At 41.6% G+C, this 17,290-nt stretch carries 24 protein-coding genes; 9 read left to right on the plus strand and 15 right to left on the minus strand.

The genetic code is table 11. From position 1 onward, the window contains the following. Positions 1-23 precede the first annotated feature (23 nt). Genes NST15_RS13905 through NST15_RS13930 form a run of 6 tightly spaced genes read right to left on the minus strand, consistent with a single transcriptional unit; the run spans position 24 to position 5,160 of the window. Positions 24-266 carry a DUF2584 domain-containing protein gene (locus NST15_RS13905; RefSeq protein WP_017358362.1) on the minus strand — a complete coding sequence of 81 codons (243 nt, stop codon included), beginning with the start codon at positions 264-266 and terminating at the stop codon, positions 24-26. Positions 267-305: 39 nt separating this feature from the next. Continuing rightward, on the minus strand, positions 306-1,100 hold the full coding sequence (locus tag NST15_RS13910; RefSeq protein WP_035702120.1) for a prolyl oligopeptidase family serine peptidase: 795 nt from the start codon (positions 1,098-1,100) through the stop codon (positions 306-308). Between the two features lie 26 nt (positions 1,101-1,126). Next, entirely contained in the window at positions 1,127-2,608 is a 1,482-nt protein-coding gene (gene crtI / locus NST15_RS13915) for a phytoene desaturase family protein (protein WP_342498601.1), read from the minus strand. Continuing rightward, positions 2,605-3,732: a glycosyltransferase gene (locus tag NST15_RS13920; RefSeq protein ID WP_035702124.1), complete on the minus strand. Its 1,128-nt coding sequence runs from the start codon at positions 3,730-3,732 to the stop codon at positions 2,605-2,607. Before NST15_RS13920 ends, crtI begins: the two co-directional genes overlap by 4 nt. After that, positions 3,717-4,463, minus strand: a complete 747-nt coding sequence (locus tag NST15_RS13925; protein WP_058213937.1) for a lysophospholipid acyltransferase family protein — start codon at positions 4,461-4,463, stop codon at positions 3,717-3,719. Before NST15_RS13925 ends, NST15_RS13920 begins: the two co-directional genes overlap by 16 nt. After that, positions 4,432-5,160: a carotenoid biosynthesis protein gene (locus NST15_RS13930; protein ID WP_017358367.1), complete on the minus strand. Its 729-nt coding sequence runs from the start codon at positions 5,158-5,160 to the stop codon at positions 4,432-4,434. The genes NST15_RS13925 and NST15_RS13930 overlap by 32 nt, the downstream gene beginning before the upstream one ends. Before the next feature lie 173 nt (positions 5,161-5,333). On the opposite strand from NST15_RS13930, the gene NST15_RS13935 reads away from it, so the two are divergent. From NST15_RS13935 to NST15_RS13945, 3 genes are read left to right on the plus strand one after another with little or no spacing between them, the layout of a single operon-like run. Then, entirely contained in the window at positions 5,334-6,335 is a 1,002-nt protein-coding gene (locus NST15_RS13935) for an ABC transporter substrate-binding protein (protein WP_007501920.1), read from the plus strand. A 15-nt stretch (positions 6,336-6,350) separates the two neighbouring features. Then, complete coding sequence (locus NST15_RS13940; RefSeq protein ID WP_007501922.1) at positions 6,351-7,121, plus strand: ABC transporter ATP-binding protein; 771 nt, start codon at positions 6,351-6,353, stop codon at positions 7,119-7,121. Then, the gene (locus NST15_RS13945) at positions 7,108-7,902 is read left to right on the plus strand and encodes an ABC transporter permease (RefSeq protein ID WP_048003419.1); all 795 of its coding nucleotides are present in this window, start codon (positions 7,108-7,110) and stop codon (positions 7,900-7,902) included. The genes NST15_RS13940 and NST15_RS13945 overlap by 14 nt, the downstream gene beginning before the upstream one ends. 30 nt (positions 7,903-7,932) lie before the next feature. On the opposite strand, the gene ytkD is transcribed toward NST15_RS13945, so the two are convergent. Further along, a complete protein-coding gene (ytkD, locus tag NST15_RS13950) occupies positions 7,933-8,409 on the minus strand; it encodes an RNA deprotection pyrophosphohydrolase (RefSeq protein ID WP_008342951.1) in 477 nt (158 codons plus the stop codon). A gap of 246 nt (positions 8,410-8,655) precedes the next feature. On the opposite strand from ytkD, the gene NST15_RS13955 reads away from it, so the two are divergent. Together NST15_RS13955 and NST15_RS13960 are read left to right on the plus strand one after the other, a co-directional pair. Then, positions 8,656-9,309: a TerD family protein gene (locus tag NST15_RS13955; RefSeq protein WP_081298164.1), complete on the plus strand. Its 654-nt coding sequence runs from the start codon at positions 8,656-8,658 to the stop codon at positions 9,307-9,309. A gap of 22 nt (positions 9,310-9,331) precedes the next feature. Continuing rightward, complete coding sequence (locus tag NST15_RS13960) at positions 9,332-10,114, plus strand: AIM24 family protein (RefSeq protein ID WP_008342947.1); 783 nt, start codon at positions 9,332-9,334, stop codon at positions 10,112-10,114. 231 nt (positions 10,115-10,345) lie between these two features. On the opposite strand, the gene NST15_RS13965 is transcribed toward NST15_RS13960, so the two are convergent. From NST15_RS13965 to NST15_RS13980, 4 genes are all read right to left on the minus strand, one after another. Continuing rightward, positions 10,346-10,654: a hypothetical protein gene (locus tag NST15_RS13965; protein WP_008342945.1), complete on the minus strand. Its 309-nt coding sequence runs from the start codon at positions 10,652-10,654 to the stop codon at positions 10,346-10,348. Positions 10,655-10,697: 43 nt separating this feature from the next. Next, positions 10,698-11,102, minus strand: coding sequence for a phage holin family protein (locus NST15_RS13970; protein WP_224563997.1), 405 nt, complete (start codon positions 11,100-11,102; stop codon positions 10,698-10,700). A 157-nt stretch (positions 11,103-11,259) separates the two neighbouring features. After that, entirely contained in the window at positions 11,260-11,451 is a 192-nt protein-coding gene (locus NST15_RS13975; protein WP_008342942.1) for a hypothetical protein, read from the minus strand. Between the two features lie 124 nt (positions 11,452-11,575). Further along, the gene (locus NST15_RS13980; protein ID WP_025207844.1) at positions 11,576-12,013 is read right to left on the minus strand and encodes a Dps family protein; all 438 of its coding nucleotides are present in this window, start codon (positions 12,011-12,013) and stop codon (positions 11,576-11,578) included. A gap of 131 nt (positions 12,014-12,144) precedes the next feature. On the opposite strand from NST15_RS13980, the gene ytzI reads away from it, so the two are divergent. Beyond that, complete coding sequence (gene ytzI / locus NST15_RS13985) at positions 12,145-12,291, plus strand: YtzI protein (protein ID WP_017358370.1); 147 nt, start codon at positions 12,145-12,147, stop codon at positions 12,289-12,291. Positions 12,292-12,299: 8 nt separating this feature from the next. On the opposite strand, the gene NST15_RS13990 is transcribed toward ytzI, so the two are convergent. Further along, a complete protein-coding gene (locus tag NST15_RS13990; protein ID WP_058213940.1) occupies positions 12,300-12,737 on the minus strand; it encodes a FixH family protein in 438 nt (145 codons plus the stop codon). A 125-nt stretch (positions 12,738-12,862) separates the two neighbouring features. After that, entirely contained in the window at positions 12,863-13,336 is a 474-nt protein-coding gene (locus NST15_RS13995; protein ID WP_008342935.1) for an S-ribosylhomocysteine lyase, read from the minus strand. A 128-nt stretch (positions 13,337-13,464) separates the two neighbouring features. Between NST15_RS13995 and yidD the strand changes: the two genes are divergently transcribed. After that, positions 13,465-13,689 carry a membrane protein insertion efficiency factor YidD gene (gene yidD / locus NST15_RS14000; RefSeq protein ID WP_008342933.1) on the plus strand — a complete coding sequence of 75 codons (225 nt, stop codon included), beginning with the start codon at positions 13,465-13,467 and terminating at the stop codon, positions 13,687-13,689. Between the two features lies 1 nt (position 13,690). Here the strand turns inward: yidD and NST15_RS14005 are convergent, their stop codons facing one another. Then, a complete protein-coding gene (locus NST15_RS14005; RefSeq protein ID WP_019743673.1) occupies positions 13,691-14,257 on the minus strand; it encodes a carbonic anhydrase in 567 nt (188 codons plus the stop codon). Positions 14,258-14,470: 213 nt separating this feature from the next. Here NST15_RS14005 and NST15_RS14010 point away from each other — a divergent pair, with 213 nt between their 5' ends. Next, positions 14,471-15,463, plus strand: coding sequence for a zinc ABC transporter substrate-binding protein (locus tag NST15_RS14010; protein WP_025207846.1), 993 nt, complete (start codon positions 14,471-14,473; stop codon positions 15,461-15,463). Between the two features lie 77 nt (positions 15,464-15,540). Here the strand turns inward: NST15_RS14010 and NST15_RS14015 are convergent, their stop codons facing one another. Beyond that, positions 15,541-15,783 carry a type B 50S ribosomal protein L31 gene (locus tag NST15_RS14015; RefSeq protein WP_017358374.1) on the minus strand — a complete coding sequence of 81 codons (243 nt, stop codon included), beginning with the start codon at positions 15,781-15,783 and terminating at the stop codon, positions 15,541-15,543. 175 nt (positions 15,784-15,958) lie between these two features. Here NST15_RS14015 and NST15_RS14020 point away from each other — a divergent pair, with 175 nt between their 5' ends. After that, the gene (locus NST15_RS14020; protein ID WP_035391038.1) at positions 15,959-17,290 is read left to right on the plus strand and encodes a cytochrome ubiquinol oxidase subunit I; all 1,332 of its coding nucleotides are present in this window, start codon (positions 15,959-15,961) and stop codon (positions 17,288-17,290) included.

Genomic DNA, 17,290 nt, shown 5'->3' on the forward strand with positions numbered 1-17,290 from the left:
AGGGAATGAATCCCTCAGCTTTTTTAGTTCGTTGAATGCAATGACACAAGACGATACGTCACCTTCGTGATATTGTCTGTGAGCTCCAGCTTTTCAACATGTGCTGTTCCTGTTTTTTCTCCGTCTTTCGTTTTACGCACCTCAAGCGGAATATTTAATGGATAAATGCGGTACCCTTCCTTCATGAGCTCAAACACATTTTCTTCAATTCTTGTCTCTTTTCCTTTTGTGACAATCATTGTATTAAATTCAACAGGCATTCCCATAATGAAAATCCCCCTACTTTCTATATTTCTTTCTACCGTTTATTTTACCACATTTCCGCCTTTTCGGCTGTGCATCCATGTCGTCAGCCGTCTGACAATCTCCCGGTTATGCTGTGGCGGGAAATAATGATGATATCCGTGAAAATACCATGTTTCCACAGACTTGCCATGCTGACGCAGTGCATCTTCTAATAAATACGCATGCTCAATGGATACATTCTCATCCAGCTCCCCATGAATGATTAAGACAGGTGCTTCAATTTGGTGCACATCATTCAAAGGCGTTCTAGCCTCATATGCTTCTGGTACCTTATGCGGAGGACCTCCTATCACACGCTTCATCATTCTTCTCATATCCACACGTTCTTGATAGGTGAGCTTCATATCACTTACGCCTCCCCATGTCACAAAGGAAGCGGCCTCATGCTTCATTTCAACAGCGGTCCATATGCCCATAATTCCGCCGCGGGAAAAACCAAAGATATGAATGCGCTCCTGCTTCACCTTTTGATGATGTTTCAACAGCTGAAATGCAGCAAATGCATCTTTCCGATCTTCTCCGGCAAAATCCTCGTTCCCTTCGCCTCCTTGATTCCCTCGGTAGAAGGGCGCAAAGACGACAAACCCTTGCGCAGCAAATTGCACAATTCGGCCAGGTCTAACCATTCCCACATTTTTAATGCCGCCGCGTAAATATAAAAAACCGTCATAGAGACCTTCTCCGGCCGGTTCAGCGAGCAGCCCCTTCATTCGAAGTCCATCGGCCTCATATGTCACTGTATATAAGTGAATATGCGGATGTGGCGACGGGAACCTTCTCTTTTCCACAATCACTTGAATTCTCTCCTTTTCATTCGGTGTTACGTCAAATGCTTGATAATGGCCTCTGCGACGAGCTGTCCTGATTTTGTCACCATCGGAGTGCCACCGCCTGGATGACTTGTGCCGCCAACAAACCAAAGCCCTTCAATATCCTTTGATTGATTATTGATTCGAAAAAACGCCTGCTTGAATGAGTTTGACGACATGCCATAAATGGCCCCATGATACGCTCCCGTTTTTTGCTGCAAATCAAGCGGGGTTTGTACCGCTTCAAATTCTACAAGCTGGTCAAGATCAAAGAGACCCTTTTCCTTTAGTTTTGTTTTCATATGCTGACCATATGTCTCCTTTAGCATGTCCCAATTTTGCTCTTTTGTCACATATGGCGCATTGGCTAATACAAACAAGTTACTTCTTCCTGGTCCTCCGCTTAAAGCTGGCTCTGAATGACCTGAATAACAGATGTAAAGCGTCGGATCATGAGGAAGCTGTTTTTTCTGAAAAATATCCTTGAATTCTTGTTCGTAATTCTCTGGAAAAAACACGTTGTGATGAGACAGTTTTTCATAGACTTTAGGGACGCCCAACAAAAGAACAAAACCTGATAACGATGGCTCAATGTTTGCCAGCTTTTGATTTCCAAAGCTCGGGCGGTCTTCTTCATCAATTAATTGGCGATAAATAGTCAGTGCATCTGCCCCCGCAATGACTTGATCTGCCTCATATAACTGTTGATCCGTTTCAACTCCTTGGATTCGCTTATTCTTTACATGAATCTTTTTGACTGATTCATTGAGATGAATTTGGACACCCAATTCCTTTGCCAGTGTCTCAAATGCCTCAACTAAACGATACGTACCGCCCTTAATACCATAAATGCCTTTTTCTCCTTCTAAATAAGCCATCATATTAAAAATAGCAGGTGCCTCGTATGGCGAAGAGCCAATGTAAGTCGCATACCGGCCAAACATCGCCAATGTATGAGGATGACGAAAATATTGACGTAGCAAGCGCTGAACGGATGTAAAAGGTTTGACAGCAAGAAGGGCTTTCATTAGCTTGACATCCGCTTTATCCTTCCAAGTCAATAATAAACGATTTAAAAACTGATCCTCTGCCATTTGAAAAAGCTTCTTCGATTCCTGTAAAAATGCCCGGTATCGCTTTGCATCCTCTGGACTAAAAACTGCAATTTGTGATTCCATTTGCTCAATATCTGGCGTAAACTCGACCGTATGTCCATCTGAAAAAACGTTTTTAGTAAGCGGGAAAATCGGATAAAACGTCACATAATCCTCCATTCGTCTATGACAGGAGGTAAATACTTCTTCAAAATACGCCTTCATTGTAATGGTACTCGGTCCTAAATCAAAAGAGTAGCCAGACGCTTGATGGCGTTGTAATTTCCCGCCTAAAGAAGCTTCTTTTTCTAAAATGGTGACCTGGAAACCGCGTGACTGTAAGCGAATCGCAGCCGATAACCCGCCAAGTCCGCCGCCAATAATGATCACTTTTCTCATTCGTACCTTCTTCCTTTCCATTCATAGCCTTCTTTTTTCAGCCCAATTTTCATAGAAGCAAAACCAATGGCCATCAGGCTTATGATACTGACAGGCAATAAAAAGGCCATCGTAGATGTTCTTCCATTTTCGATATCAATGACCGCTTTAATGGATACACCCAGCCCGTAGCAAAGAAGGGCTAAACAGAGATTGACCACATCAAAATGAATCAGTGCGATCATAAAGCAAATAACAGGAACTACATAAAGGACGGAGTATAAACAAAAGACACTGCTTAACAAAGCAATGTTTCGATTCACTCCCGGGAACAAATTTTTCCGATATCCTTCCCATACTTCCTGTCCACTCTCATACATTCTCATGTAGACAAAAGAATGAATACTTGCCAGTGTGAACGGAAAGCCCTTCGCTTTCACTCGTTTAGCCAAAGCCATATCATCCACAAGAGAATCCTTGATCGCTTCATGACCACCTATTTCTTGATAACAGTTCTTTTCAATGGCAATAAAACCGCCATGTGCTGCGGCAAAAGCAGGATGTTGAGATGTTCTGACCCACTTCACTGGCAGATGACAGCCAATCGTAAACATCATCATAGGAACGACAAGATGCTCAAAAGGCGTTCCCGTTTTTTGCTCTGGGAAACCTGAGAGCATGCCCGTTTTTTGTATGCATAACTGCTTGTACACCGCTTCAATAGCTCCTTGTTTTAAGCGGACATCTGCATCTAAAAATAACAGCCAATCAGAAGATGCTGCCTCAGCAAGCTGGGAACAAGCATATGATTTTCCAAGCCAGCCGCGCTTCAATACTTGACCTGACTGCACACGAATCCATGGATATGTCTCTGCGAAGCCCTCTGCAATCATTCTCGTCTGATCTGTCGAGTGATCATCCAGCACGATCAACTCTTTCGGATGGAGACGCTGATCAACAATCGACTGAAGGCAGGCTTCCAGCCGTTTTTCTTCATTTCTCGCTGGAATGAGGATCGATAATGAAATGGGTTCATCAGGTGAAAGAGATGCCGGCTTGAGTACAGGAAATTGCTTCATATTCCAAATCGTAAACATCAATTGGCAGATCAGCAAAACGCTGATGACAATTAAGAAGACCGCCATGTTTTCACCCACTTTTTAAAGGAATCAAACGCATCACTAGTTGACCGGCTTGTCCTTGTCACCTGCCTAAATTGTTCGTTTGTTGAAAAATCTGGATCAGCAATAACCTGTGCTTGATGTGTGTTTAACTGTGTTTCAAGCAGGTCTCCGAGTAAACTTGTTACTTCCTTACTGCGAAGTGATTCGCCAGCTACTAGGACATCTTCTCCAAACTCAACCGATACCGTCGGTTTTTGAAATTGATTAAATGTATAATGCAGCGTCACAGGTTTGATGACGACCTGCTCAAATTGCCTGACTAAAAAAGAAGCTCCGCCTTCCAGTTCAAGCGGCCTTATGTCTTGGTGCATAATTTTCCCCTGCGGGAAGAGCCACACACCCCCGCCAGCCTCCATCTTCTCCTTTGCAGTCATTAATGCCTGCTTGACACTTTTCAGCTTCTCTTTATGAACTGGAAATGCACCAAGTTTTTGAAAAAAAGCATATTGCTTCAACTGCTTCTCTTCCATCATCATGGCATGATCCAGCTCAGACATTTGTTCTATTAAAAGAAAAATGATCAGTCCATCCCACCATGAACTGTGATTGGCAAGATAAAGAACAGGATGCTTCTCCTTTGGATCAACCATACCTTTCATCATGACACAGCGAAAATGTTTGTTCAGTAAATATCGTTCAAGATAAAAATAAAAGAGTCGTCTAAACGATCGGTTTTTGTCGCTTTCTTTCAAATCGAACCCTTCCTTCACACAAGATGACAATGATCAGTGCTAAATAAAAAATGACATCCAGCCCGCCCTTTAATGCTAAAAGACCAAAGAAGAACACCATGGCCTGATAAATACGCCCATTCCAGCGCAATGCCTGCTGATCAATGGAGACGAGCGGGAACAGAAATGAAAGTCCTGCTCCAATGATACCCCAGCTGACAAAATTCTCAAAAGGGATACCAAAGAAACCTCCGCCGTCATACCACACCCAAAACTTTCGTTCAGCCGCTACCGGATCTAATATGAGATCAAGCAGCACAATCCATATACCCGTTTCGACGGCTCGTTTCCACTTCGATTGTTGTCTTGATAAAAAAAGACTATTTAAAAACACACCAACCCATGCAAAAGCGATCGTCAAAGGCACTCCCGCCACAAGAAATCCAAGCGTCGGATAATAATCATAGGCCCCAAATGGAAAATCAGTTGTGATCCCCACCCATTCAACCGTAAACGTCAACACACCCACAATGGCTGCTCTTACGATCACAAAGCTCCATGCCCCGTAAATATTTCGGCCAATCTCAATGACGCAGCAGGCGTAAAGCACAAGAAAGATACCATTCGCAAACTGAAGCCATGCCGGCACTTCAAAAAAGACCATTAAAATAAGACCCACTACATACCAACCAACAAATACCCAACTCAATCTATACACGAAACCGCTCCTTTATTTCTACCAAATTCAAGAAAGCATTCATGCTTCTAGTATAGAAAAAAAGACACGTTCTATAAATAAACAATGCGCTTCTTATTTCATCTAGGCACTCACCAAAAATCCCTTTTGACATACTTTAATTAGTGATCTAGAACAAAGGAGGCGAATTACTCTTGAATCGTTCCATTAAAGTCAGACTGGCATTCATATTCGTTGTCCTGCTCTTTATTCCATTTGTCGCCTGTAAAAAAGACCAAGAGCAGACCGTACAAGTAGCCGAGGTGACCCATTCGGTCTTTTATGCACCGCTTTATGTCGCCCTATCCGAAGGATTTTTCAAAGATGAAGGCTTAGAGGTTGAATTAAAAACCACTTGGGGCGGCGATAAAACAATGACAGCTCTCTTATCCGGCGGCGCTGATATCGCTCTGACCGGATCTGAATCTTCTATTTATGTGGAAGCACAAGACACGAAAGACTCTGTCATGAACTTTGCACAGCTGACACAAACAGACGGTACATTTCTTGTTTCAAGGGAAAAAATCAATCAATTCTCTTGGGATCAATTGAAAGGAAAGGACTTTCTCGGACAACGGAAAGGCGGCATGCCGCAAATGGTCGGTGAATATGTCCTGAAAAAAGAAGGCATTGATTTGAAACAGGATCTTCGCATGATTCAAAATATTGATTTTGCCAACATTTCAGGTGCTTTTTCCTCTGGAACTGGCGATTTTGTGCAGTTATTCGAACCGACAGCTTCCTTAATTGAAAAAGAAGGCAAAGGGTACATTACCGCCTCCTTTGGTGAGGCTTCCGGCAAGGTGCCTTATACCACCTTTATGGCAAAGAAGAGTTACTTAGAGGAAAACAAAGAGACAGCTGAAGCCTTTACTCGTGCCATTTACAAAGCGCAAAAATGGGTCAAAGCAAAGAGCCCAGAGGAGATTGCCAAGACAATCCAATCTCAATTTCCTGATACAGACCTTGATGTCTTATCAACAGCCATTAAACGCTACAAGCAGCAGAACTCCTACGCAACAGATCCCCTTCTAAATGAAGAGGAATGGAACAAATTACAGGAAATCATGAAGGCAAGTGGTGAACTGCCGGAATTTATCCCGTACAAACAACTTGTCGATTCATCCATTGCAAGGAAGGTCACAGATCACAAATAGAACAGGAGGTAGCACATGTCTTTCCTTCAAATTGACCATGTGACCCACACGTACTTCTCTTTAAAAGAAAAAACCACGGCCATCAAGCACATCAATATGGAGATCACTCAAGGTGAATTCATCTCATTTATTGGTCCCAGCGGCTGCGGGAAAACAACCTTGCTGTCCATCATCGCAGGCATTACGCCACCCTCTGAAGGTCGAATTTTAATCGAAGGAAAAGAACCGAATCAACAGGAGCATCAAATCGGTTATATGCTCCAGCAAGATTATTTGTTCCCATGGAAAACGATCAAGGAAAATGTCATTCTCGGGTTAAAAATTGCAAAACAAGATTCACATGAAGCCACCTCAGCTGCCCTTAGCTTACTGCCAAAGCTTGGACTCAATGATGTCGAAGAAAAATACCCGAAGGAGCTGTCAGGCGGGATGAGGCAGCGTGCGGCTCTCGCCCGAACGCTTGCAGTTGATCCCGGCCTGCTTCTGCTTGATGAGCCATTTTCAGCACTAGATTACCAGACGAAACTGACATTAGAAGACCTCGTCTTTCACACTTTAAAAAACTATCAAAAAACGGCTGTTCTTGTCACACATGACATCGGCGAAGCCATTGCGATGAGTGATCGCATTTTCTTATTCTCAAAGCATCCAGGCTCTATCCAGCGAATGTTTACCGTTCCAGATGATCTGAGGACGCTCTCTCCTTTTGAAGCGAGACAGACAGCAAGTTTCCAAGAGCTCTTTCAAACGATTTGGAAGGAGCTGAAGACAGTTGAAACACAGTGATCTTTTACATGAAGCCTATCGAAAAAAAATTCGAATGGAAAAACGCATGACGCGAGTCTACCAGTTGATCATTTTCGCCAGTTTCTTTTCGCTTTGGGAGCTTGCGAGCCATTTCAGACTGATTGACCCGCTCATTTTCAGTTCACCATCTGCTGTCTGCCAATTGTTTTTACAAAAATTATCAGATGGTTCATTAATCAATCATATGAGCATTACGCTATTTGAAACAGTGCTCGGCTTTCTACTTGGTACTTTTTGCGGCATTTTATTAGCCGCCGCCTTATGGTGGTCCACCCGTCTTGCAAATGTCCTTGATCCTTATTTGGTTATTTTAAATGCGATGCCGAAAGTCGCTCTCGCCCCCATTTTAATTGTTGCCCTTGGACCAGGCATGATCAGCATTGTCGCGATGGGTGCCATTATCAGTGTGATCATTACCACCATCGTCATTTATACAGCCTTTCAAGAAGTCGATGAGAATTATTTAAAAGTCATGAAAACCTTTGGCGCAAAAAAAAGAACGGTCTTCCGTGAGGTCATTTTGCCAGCAAGTATTCCAACGATGATCTCTGCCATTAAGGTCAATGTTGGTCTTTCTTGGGTTGGGGTCATTGTGGGAGAATTCCTTGTATCCTCAAAAGGACTCGGCTATATGATCATCTATGGCTTTCAAGTCTTCAACTTTACACTCGTGTTCTTAAGTCTTTTCATTATCGCCGTCTTCGCCACCATCATGTATCAGCTTGTTGAATGGCTGGAGCGCCGTTTTCTGCAAAAATAAAAAGCACAGGGTCATTTCCCTGCGCTTTTTTTAACGAATCAAACCGTTCTTTTCTAAATAAGCAAGACTTTGTCTCAAGACATCATCTTTCATAATAAAACTGAAATTTTTATTTTTTGCGATGGATCTTGGTAAGTCTGCGAAAAGAACGGGTCCTTTCGTTTCAAAATACGTGTCCTGCTTGACGAGCCTTTCAATATCGGCGAAATAAATATTTTTGACAATGACTTTCTCTCTGCCAAGCACCTGATATTGACCAATATACGTTAATTCACGAACAACAGCACCCGTCTCTTCGTGAATCTCTCGTATAGCGGCTTGATCTGCTTCTTCATTTGGCTCTACTTTCCCTCCTGGAAACTCGTAGCCTCGATCCTCATGTTCAGTAAGTAGCCATTTTCCTTGATAGCGGCAAATAGCCCAAACATGCTTAGGATGACTTGAAAAAGGCTGCTCTTCAAAAGAGAGCTTGACCGTATTATGATAATAGTCTTTAAATACATGCATGTGAAATCCCTCATATCCTGTCCTTGCTTCTTGTAAAACATCATACCACAGATCACATTTCTCTGAAGAATTTTTATGAAAAGTGAAACAAACGAGTGCTTCTATCTCGTCTGTATGTAAAATAAGTATTCTTGCTAAAACCTTTTTATCATCTCCATCCTCATCCCATTTTAATCATGAAACCTTTTGCCCATGACGACGTAAATCAATAAGTGTTTGTCCTACACAGACGAGGAGGAAACCAGCATGAGCATCACAAATGGATCAAAACAAGAAAATAACAAAGCATGGCCAATGAGGCAACATGAGAAAGAAGACGCTTCTCTTGAGGCAGTGAAGAAACACCTCATGAAAGGACAAAAGTTAGATTTAACAAAAGACAATCCAAATATAGATCAAATTCATATCGGACTTGGCTGGGACTTATCTGGTCAGCCAATTGATTTAGATACGCAAGTGTTTCTCTTAAATGAAGAGGACAAGCTTCTGTCTCCAAAACACCTGATCTATTATCATCAGCAGCAAAGCTTAGATGGAGCTGTTCGCCATCTAGGTGATCATCAGGTCGGCGGAGGCCATCGGGACAATGAGATCATCATTATGCAACTGAGCAGAGTCTCACCCGATATTCAGAAAATCGTCGTAACAGCCACGATACATGATGCACACGAGCGGACACATCATTTTGGACAGGTGACCAATGCCTACTTGCGCCTTTCAGATCAAATCACACAACAGGAGATTTGTACCTTTCAGTTAACAGAAGATTATTCATTTTGTACATCCATCATTTGTGCTGAACTAACGAGAGTTGAGAACGAATGGAAAATCACCGCTACCGGACAAGGTACGACCCTTGATTTAAACGACCTATGCCGCATCTACGGATTCACATCTTGACAAAGGAAAGGAGCTGGCACAAATGGGATTTCATTTCAACACGATCGAAGAACTGACCTTACAAGCAGAAGGCAACGGGATCTTTTTTGCTAAAAAAGGCGCTATGATTGCCGATCAAGGTACATTTCAATACCGTAAACGATTACTTGGGACGAATAAAGGAAATATGGTCAGCCAAGTATTTAATCATATTAGCAGAAAATTAACAGGTGAAAACCTTGAGATGATGGAAGTGAGTGGACAAGGCACTTGCTACTTGGCTGATTCTAGCGAGCATGTGACCGTCATCAATCTTGAGCCGAACGGTCCTTGGCAACATGTTAGCGTGGAAAGTGAAGATTTACTTGCCTTTACTGAAGAATGTCACTATGGCGTGACACCAGTAGGCGTTGGGATCTTATCACAGAAAGGGCTATTTACTTCAAAGCTCTCGTATCAAGGTCACGGGGCGCAGGTTGCCATCAAAACAAATGGAAACCCGCTGATTTTAAAAGCACCTTGCCGTGTAGATCCTGACGCTATTGTCGCTTGGACGGGCAAAGCACCGAAAGTCAAATTAGATGTGAACTGGAAAACGTTCATTGGACAAACATCGGGCGAATCCTACTTGTTTGAATTTCATGAACAGGACCAAATTGTGATTATCCAGCCATCTGAACGAACATCTGGAATGCGGGTCGGGATAGATGATAACCGGTACAAACCCCAGAGTCAGAGTACCTCACACGAAATCACCAACTCACAGCAGGAAAATAGAGGCGGAATCAGTGATCTAATCGGGGGTATCTTACAGCCTCGAAAATAAAAGCATGTAGAATGTCTCTACATGCTTTCAGATAGTTGACAAAAGGCTAAAATGAACTTTCTTTTAGCCTTTTGTCTTCTTTTCAGCGTGATAGAAAACCTTTGCAGTTTAGGAAGGACGAGTACTGGCGCGGAGCGAATTTGACATTCGTGAGCACCGGCACGCAGGACTGACAAAGAATGCGAGGGTTTGTCTACACGCTGAGCATGTAGAATGTCTCTACATGCTTTTTCAATTCATCAGTCCATTGGTCTCAATAAAGTTCTTTGTCTCTTCGTTACCGAGATCATGAATCATCGAGTAAATCTCTTTTCTTTTCCTATCCATTTCGTCATTTGGACTATCATAATGATATTCAAGAAATGGAACATGCGCCCGAAAGAAACCTTTCCAATCTGTCATATACTGTTCATCAAAATACTCTCTTAACTGCAAGATTTGGTCATCATCTGCTTCTATCTGAAATTGCCAAGCAGCCGCATCTCTGTGCTGTGAGATCGATCCGTCTTGAACGGATACATAGTATGTGTGTCTCGCCATCTGATTCATCCTTTTTCCTTTAGTATGACCAGATATGAAGAAATTACGGCTTTTTGCGCAATTTATTTTTCATCATGTCTAACACATCAATAAACAACTGTGGAATGGGAATTCCGAGAGCTTTGGCTGTTGAGACAATCTGGTACGATTCATAAATAATATAAAAGATGAGCGCTAAATCCTTAATTGTCCCCCCAGTCTTCAGCATGACATCGAAGAAGTGTGCCATGGATATTAAAGAAATCGTCACAACCTTTCGAACAAGCCGGGTCAAAAAACGCTTCATCGTAAGTTGTCCAGTCACAGATTCTCTTAGGCTTGAACAAATTAATTCAATAGCCATTAGTGTCACTAATATCATGAGTAAATATCCTGCTCCACCAAACAGAAAGCCCATTGCCGACAAACTGACTGTAAACAACGAAAAGATGCCTAAATCCTTGCTCACTTGGCATCAACATCCTTTCATAGTGGAACTTCTTACCTCAATAGTATATGCCGCATTTGATGAATAGCTTGGACGACAAAAAATAAAGGCATGGTTAGCTGTTCAAAAAATTCGTGAAGCGCATAAAAAGAGCCGCCTGTGACGGCGGCTTTCTTGGTTAAACTCTGACATCAATAAACGTAGCGTCTGAATCTTTGGGCTGAACAGCTTGAGGCTGCTGCTGCACTTGATCGAGCATCACCATAGCTTGGGCTGTGTTCGTGGCAAGCTGTGAATTCAATAAACTGATATTGAGTGTTTTTTGAATACTCGCCACTTGCTGACTCATCATTCCTGCAATTGAGGACATCTTCTCCCCTCCCTTCCCTTTTCTCTTCGGCTAAAAGCCCCATCAATTCAATGGGCTGTCTGTCACAAATCCACAAAAAAAGAATGCCGATCTGTTTGATGATCGACATTCCTTTCACATTCGCTTATCCTAAGTATGCTTTGAGCATCCAGTTGTGTTTTTCAATGGATTGATGAATCGCAAGCAGCATATCACCTGTTGTTTCATCGCCAACTTCTGCAGCCAGCTCCATGCCTTGCTTAAGTTCTTCTGCAATATTAGAGAAATCATCATACAGATTTTTCACCATTTGCTCGGCTGATTCATTGCCTTCCGCTTCTTGAATGCTAGAAATTTCTAAGCACTCTTTCATTGTCGCAACAGGTTGTCCATTTAATGCGAGCATACGTTCAGCCAAATCATCGATATAAGTGGCTGTTTCTGTATATAATTCCTCGAATTTTTCATGGAGTGTAAAGAAGTCTTTTCCCTTTACATACCAGTGATAGTTATGTAATTTTACGTAAAGCACAGTCCAATCTGCTACTTGTTTATTGACGACGTTTAATAATTTTTCAGACATGTTGATTCCTCCTTATGTAGTTGCGTTTAGTATGGGATTACCCTTTTTTTATTATACTGAAACCTGCCATCATTTTCTTCTATTTTGACCGCATGAAATATATGTTAATATGGAAATAAGGAGGGAGTTAGATGCTGTTACTTGGGATTATCAGCTTTATCATTATCTCAATCGTTGTCTTTTTATCACTGTGGACGACATCAAAGGCTTATGATTACAAGCATAAAGTCGATTCACCACAGGATGCTGAACCAAACCAACGTCCTAACCCAAAATAAAACCGCTTTCAATGATGTGAGGTATCTTCTTCTTCAGTAGATGAACTCTCTTTTTTCACATCACCTACATGGATGTTTGTCTTCGGCATATTATGCTGCTGTTTAGCTGTCACATGGACTTGTATGATATAAAGGCCATCTTTTTTGAAGGCTGTATGCAATTCATATACACCTTTCTCCTTTTTCTTTGGCTGAATCATCTTGCTGTTATCCTTGTCGCCATCTTTCCACACTTCAAATTCAACATCATCTGCATCATCAACAGGCGTATCACCATATGTGACAGCTGCTTTTACGATAACGTTTTCATTTTTCTCCACTTGCTCCGGCCCTGTTAGTTTGACTTCTAATAACTCAGGCACTTCTCCCTTGTCATTGCTCGCTGCCGAGTTTCCACATGCACTAAGTAATGCGAGCATCAAAATGATTCCTACCATTTTCCGCATTCGTGTATCCCCCTTTTTTACTGACATGTCCATTTTAACAAATATCCCCTATTTTAACAGCTCCCGTTTCATTTCATGTAAAAAACCGGACATTCAATATGTCCGGTTCATCATCATCTTGCTAATTATCCAAATACTTTTAATAGCTCTTCTTGGTCCTGAGACAGCCAGAAACGCATTAAACGTTTTGCTCCTTCAAGATCATGAAGCTTCGCTTGACCGCACTGCTCTTCATTTGCAGCAGGAATTTCTGTTACCTCCACTGCATCTTTGAATGTTGCATCAAGCAGTTCAACGATCTCTCTTGGTGTCGGTGCACCGCTGACAACTAAATAGTAGCCAGTCTGGCAACCCATTGGAGAAATATCAATGATATCAAAATGATCGTATTTCTCTGAGTGTGTTCTAATATTAAACGCAAGTAAATGCTCTAATGTATGAATCGTATCAGGTTTCATTGCCTGCTTGTTCGGCTGACAAAAACGGATATCAAATTTGTTCACTTCCCCATCTGATCCCACTTTATGAACGCCGCAATGACGAACGTAAGGTGCTTTTACAGCATTATGGTCAAGTTCAAAGCTTTCAACTGAAGGCATTAATCACCACTCCTATAATTGCAATTTCCTATATTATAACATATTGCTCCGACCAGTTTAGTTTATAAAACTTCCCTTCCTTGTCCTTTTTTCTTATACTGTGAAAAGACAGACAAGGAGGAACCTCTATGAAACAAATTTTTATCGGCATCATTCGCTTTTATCAAAAATGCATTTCCCCTCTGACACCGCCGAGCTGCAGGTTTTATCCCACCTGTTCAAACTATGGGCTAGAGGCGATCAAAACGCATGGCGCTTTAAAAGGCGGCTGGCTCACAATCAAGCGAATTTTAAAATGTCACCCGCTGCATCCTGGAGGCATGGATCCCGTCCCACCTAAAAAGGAAAAATAACTTACTTTTCTTCATAACCGTTGACAACTAAGTCAAGCTTACCTGTCCCAGGATCAATCACTAGACCATGCACAGGCACATCAGATGGAAGAAGCGGATGATTTTTAACGACAGACACACTGTCCTTCACGCTATCTTCAACTGAGCTAAAGCTTTTGAGCCACTGTTGAAAATCGATCCCTGAGTATTCCAGTACTTCAATTCGTTTTTCGGGAATACCGCGCTCAACGGCTTTATTTAATAGGGTTTGGCTGTCTATTTTACTCATCCCGCAATCGTGGTGCCCGATCACATAAACTTCGTCAGCATTCAATTCATAAACAGCCACTAAAATGCTTCGCATAATACTTCCAAATGGGTGAGAAACGAGAGCGCCAGCACTTTTGACAATTTTAATATCGCCATTTTTCATGTTCATGGCGCGCGGAAGCAGTTCAACAAGTCTTGTATCCATACATGATAGAATGACAGCTTTTTTCTGTGGAAACTTCGTTGTTGTAAACTCTTCATATCGCTTCTCTTCGCAAAATTGTTGATTGTACTCGATGATTTCGTCTAAAAGTTTCATAAGTTTGTCCATTCCTTTTTCTTTTTTTAAAAATAAATATAGCACAATGTTTTAAATTTCGTCACGTTTTGACGTCTATTTTTTTAGAGGAAACATCTTCTGATGAAAATTTTTTATTTTCCTCTTTTCAAATCGTAATTATTACGATACAATAACTCAGGACATTAAATCGTAATCATTTCTATCTAATAGGTTGAGAGGAGACATTCTTAGATGAAAAAAATCTTTTTTATTTTAACAGCTGCTTTATTAGCGGTCGGTCTTGCCGCTTGCTCAAGCAGTGCGGGGACAAATGCTTCAAAAGGAAAAGCAGACGGGAAATTAACCATTTACACGACGATCTTCCCTATTCAAGATTTCACTGAAAAAATTGGCGGCTCTCACGTGAACGCTCAAAGTGTGTACCCTGCCAATGCAGATGCACACAGCTTTGAACCAAGTTCAAAAACGATGGTTGAAATGGCTGAAGGAGATGCCTTTATTTACAGCGGAACAGGCGCTGAAGCATTTGCTGATAAAACGGCTTCTACATTAAAAGACCAAGGCGTGAAAACAGTGAAAGCAGCCGAAGGCATCAAGCTATTATCAACACAAGAAGAACATGCTCATGAAGAAGGTGAGGACCATGATCACGATCATGAAGGTGAAGATCATGACCATGATGGACACGACCACGGAGATAAAGATCCCCATGCATGGCTAGATCCTGTTTATGCACAGCAAATGGCAAAAAACATTAAAGACACACTTGTTTCACTAGATCCAGATCATAAAGACGAATACACAAAAAACTATGAATCACTAAAAAAAGAATTACAATCGTTAGATCAGGAATTCAAAACAACGTTATCTAAAGCAAAACATAAAGAAATTCTTGTTTCTCACGCAGCATACGGCTACTGGGAAAAGCGCTATGGCATTGAGCAAATCAGTGTACTAGGACTCTCTGCTTCTGAAGAGCCTTCCCAAAAACAGCTTGAAAATATCGTACAACAGGCAGAAAAGCATCACATCAAGTATGTCATTTTTGAAAATAACGTCAGCAGTAAAGTATCAGATACGATTCGCAGTGAAATTGGGGCAAAAAGCCTTACACTGAAAAATCTAGAATCCATTACAGAAGATGATGCTAAAAATGGCGAAAGCTATGTCAGCTTAATGAAACAAAATTTAAACACATTAAAAACAGCTTTAAATGTTGAATGAATTCATGAACCTCGAGCGATCAGCCGGGGTTTTTTACTGCACAAAAAAACACACCATGATCAGGTGTGTTTCTTTGTTTACATTTGATATTTTTTCTTAAACTGCTCCGCTCTGCCGCCTTTTTCTCCGAATTTCTGGCGTCCTGTATAAAATGGATGCGTATCAGAGCTTGTCTCTACTTTAATGACAGGATAAGTCTTCCCATCCTCCCACTCTACGGTCTCATGTGATGTCTTTGTTGATCTACTTAAGAAGCGGTAACCGCTGTTTACGTCCATAAATACAACTTCATGTGAGGTTGGATGAATATCTCTTTTCAATGTCAAAACTCCCTTCATCATTAAAACGTAACGATTACGTTTTATAATTATATTCTACTCCCTCTTTTACAACTTGTCAAAAAACAAGCTTTCTTAGTCAGGAAGAATAATCTAAAAATGGTGGAGAATAATAAACACCATAAAAAGAGATGCGATAAGAAAGGCGGAGAAAAAATTGACTGATCTCGTTTTAGCTAGAAGTCTGTTCGGCACAACAATGGGCTTCCATATTATTTATGCCTCGCTTGGCGTAGGCATCCCGCTAATGATTTTGTTAGCTGAACTCATCTTTCAAAAAACGAAGGACCCGCATTATGCCATCATGGCCAAACGATGGACAAAAGCGCAGGCTGTTCTGTTAGGGGTCGCCATTCCAACCGGTACCATTGCTGGTACGCAGCTTGCCCTTCTATGGCCTGGTTTTATGGAGGTCATCGGAAAGGTCATGTCACTGCCATTTCAAATAGAAATTTATGCTTTCTTTATTGAAGCACTATTTATGTCTATTTATGTGTACGCAGCAGATCGTTTATCACCAGCCATGCGCATCATTACCGTTATTTTCGTTGTCATTGGTGCAGCAGCTTCAGCGATTCTCATTACAAACGTACATGCTTTTGAAGGAACACCCGCTGGCTTTCAAATGGTCAATGGAGAAATAACGAATATCGAACCTTGGAAGGCCTTTTTCAATCCAAGTTTTGTTGTCACTGCTACACATGTAGTACTGTCTGCTTTTACAACAGGCGCTTTTGTCATTGCTTCTGTCGCTGCATTTAAAATGTTGAAAACAAGAAAAAACGAAAAGCTCTATACCTTTCATCGAAAAGCCCTTTTTCTTGGACTGATTGTAGGCGGACTTTTCTCTTTTCTCACAGCCTTAAACGGTCACGAATCAGCTCAGCTTCTGTATGAATATCAGCCTGAAAAATTAGCGGGTGCTGAAGGTTTATTTGAAACGCAATCGCATGCGCCTCTGGCCATTGGCGGTTTTACTGATGCCAATACGCAAGAAATCAAAGGAGCAATCGAAATCCCTTGGGCGCTTAGTTTTCTTGCAGGAAATAGCTTTGATACTGTGGTTAAAGGGTTAAATGATTTTCCTAGAGACGAGTGGCCGCCTTTATTTATTCACACACTATTTAACGGAATGGTCATTATCGGCTCATTGCTCATTTTCTTTGCTGTGTTAGCACTGTTTTACCGCAAAATTTTAAAACGCGAACATTATCCAAAATGGCTGCTTGTCCTTTATTTATTTGGCGGGCCTCTTAGTCTCTTGGCGATTGAATTTGGCTGGATCTTTGCCTGTACAGGCCGTCAGCCATGGGTGATTTATCGAATGCTCAAAACCTCTGAAGTCGTCACATCATCAGGATCTATCGGTACACTTTTCATCCTTTTTGCCATTGTCTATCTCATTTTAGGCATCGCAACTGTGATTGTACTGACGTACTACTTTAGAAAACATTCAATTGAAGAAGACTTACGGTTAACAGAATCTTAA

It is taken from the genome of Bacillus sp. FSL R5-0820, assembly GCF_038593385.1.
GTDB classification, from domain to species: Bacteria; Bacillota; Bacilli; order Bacillales; family Bacillaceae; genus Bacillus; species Bacillus altitudinis.

What these genes read in the sequence shown, in the direction of transcription:
- NST15_RS13920 (WP_035702124.1), bottom strand. Translation starts at nt 3,732, where the DNA reads ATGGCGGTCTTCTTAATTGTCATCAGCGTTTTGCTGATCTGCCAATTG.
- ytzI (WP_017358370.1), top strand. Translation starts at nt 12,145, where the DNA reads ATGCTGTTACTTGGGATTATCAGCTTTATCATTATCTCAATCGTTGTC.
- crtI (WP_342498601.1), bottom strand. Translation starts at nt 2,608, where the DNA reads ATGAGAAAAGTGATCATTATTGGCGGCGGACTTGGCGGGTTATCGGCT.
- NST15_RS13940 (WP_007501922.1), top strand. Translation starts at nt 6,351, where the DNA reads ATGTCTTTCCTTCAAATTGACCATGTGACCCACACGTACTTCTCTTTA.
- NST15_RS13955 (WP_081298164.1), top strand. Translation starts at nt 8,656, where the DNA reads ATGAGCATCACAAATGGATCAAAACAAGAAAATAACAAAGCATGGCCA.
- NST15_RS13995 (WP_008342935.1), bottom strand. Translation starts at nt 13,336, where the DNA reads ATGCCTTCAGTTGAAAGCTTTGAACTTGACCATAATGCTGTAAAAGCA.
- NST15_RS14005 (WP_019743673.1), bottom strand. Translation starts at nt 14,257, where the DNA reads ATGAAACTTTTAGACGAAATCATCGAGTACAATCAACAATTTTGCGAA.
- yidD (WP_008342933.1), top strand. Translation starts at nt 13,465, where the DNA reads ATGAAACAAATTTTTATCGGCATCATTCGCTTTTATCAAAAATGCATT.
- NST15_RS14010 (WP_025207846.1), top strand. Translation starts at nt 14,471, where the DNA reads ATGAAAAAAATCTTTTTTATTTTAACAGCTGCTTTATTAGCGGTCGGT.
- NST15_RS13990 (WP_058213940.1), bottom strand. Translation starts at nt 12,737, where the DNA reads ATGCGGAAAATGGTAGGAATCATTTTGATGCTCGCATTACTTAGTGCA.
- NST15_RS13975 (WP_008342942.1), bottom strand. Translation starts at nt 11,451, where the DNA reads ATGTCCTCAATTGCAGGAATGATGAGTCAGCAAGTGGCGAGTATTCAA.
- NST15_RS13905 (WP_017358362.1), bottom strand. Translation starts at nt 266, where the DNA reads ATGGGAATGCCTGTTGAATTTAATACAATGATTGTCACAAAAGGAAAA.
- NST15_RS13960 (WP_008342947.1), top strand. Translation starts at nt 9,332, where the DNA reads ATGGGATTTCATTTCAACACGATCGAAGAACTGACCTTACAAGCAGAA.
- ytkD (WP_008342951.1), bottom strand. Translation starts at nt 8,409, where the DNA reads ATGCATGTATTTAAAGACTATTATCATAATACGGTCAAGCTCTCTTTT.
- NST15_RS13980 (WP_025207844.1), bottom strand. Translation starts at nt 12,013, where the DNA reads ATGTCTGAAAAATTATTAAACGTCGTCAATAAACAAGTAGCAGATTGG.
- NST15_RS13965 (WP_008342945.1), bottom strand. Translation starts at nt 10,654, where the DNA reads ATGGCGAGACACACATACTATGTATCCGTTCAAGACGGATCGATCTCA.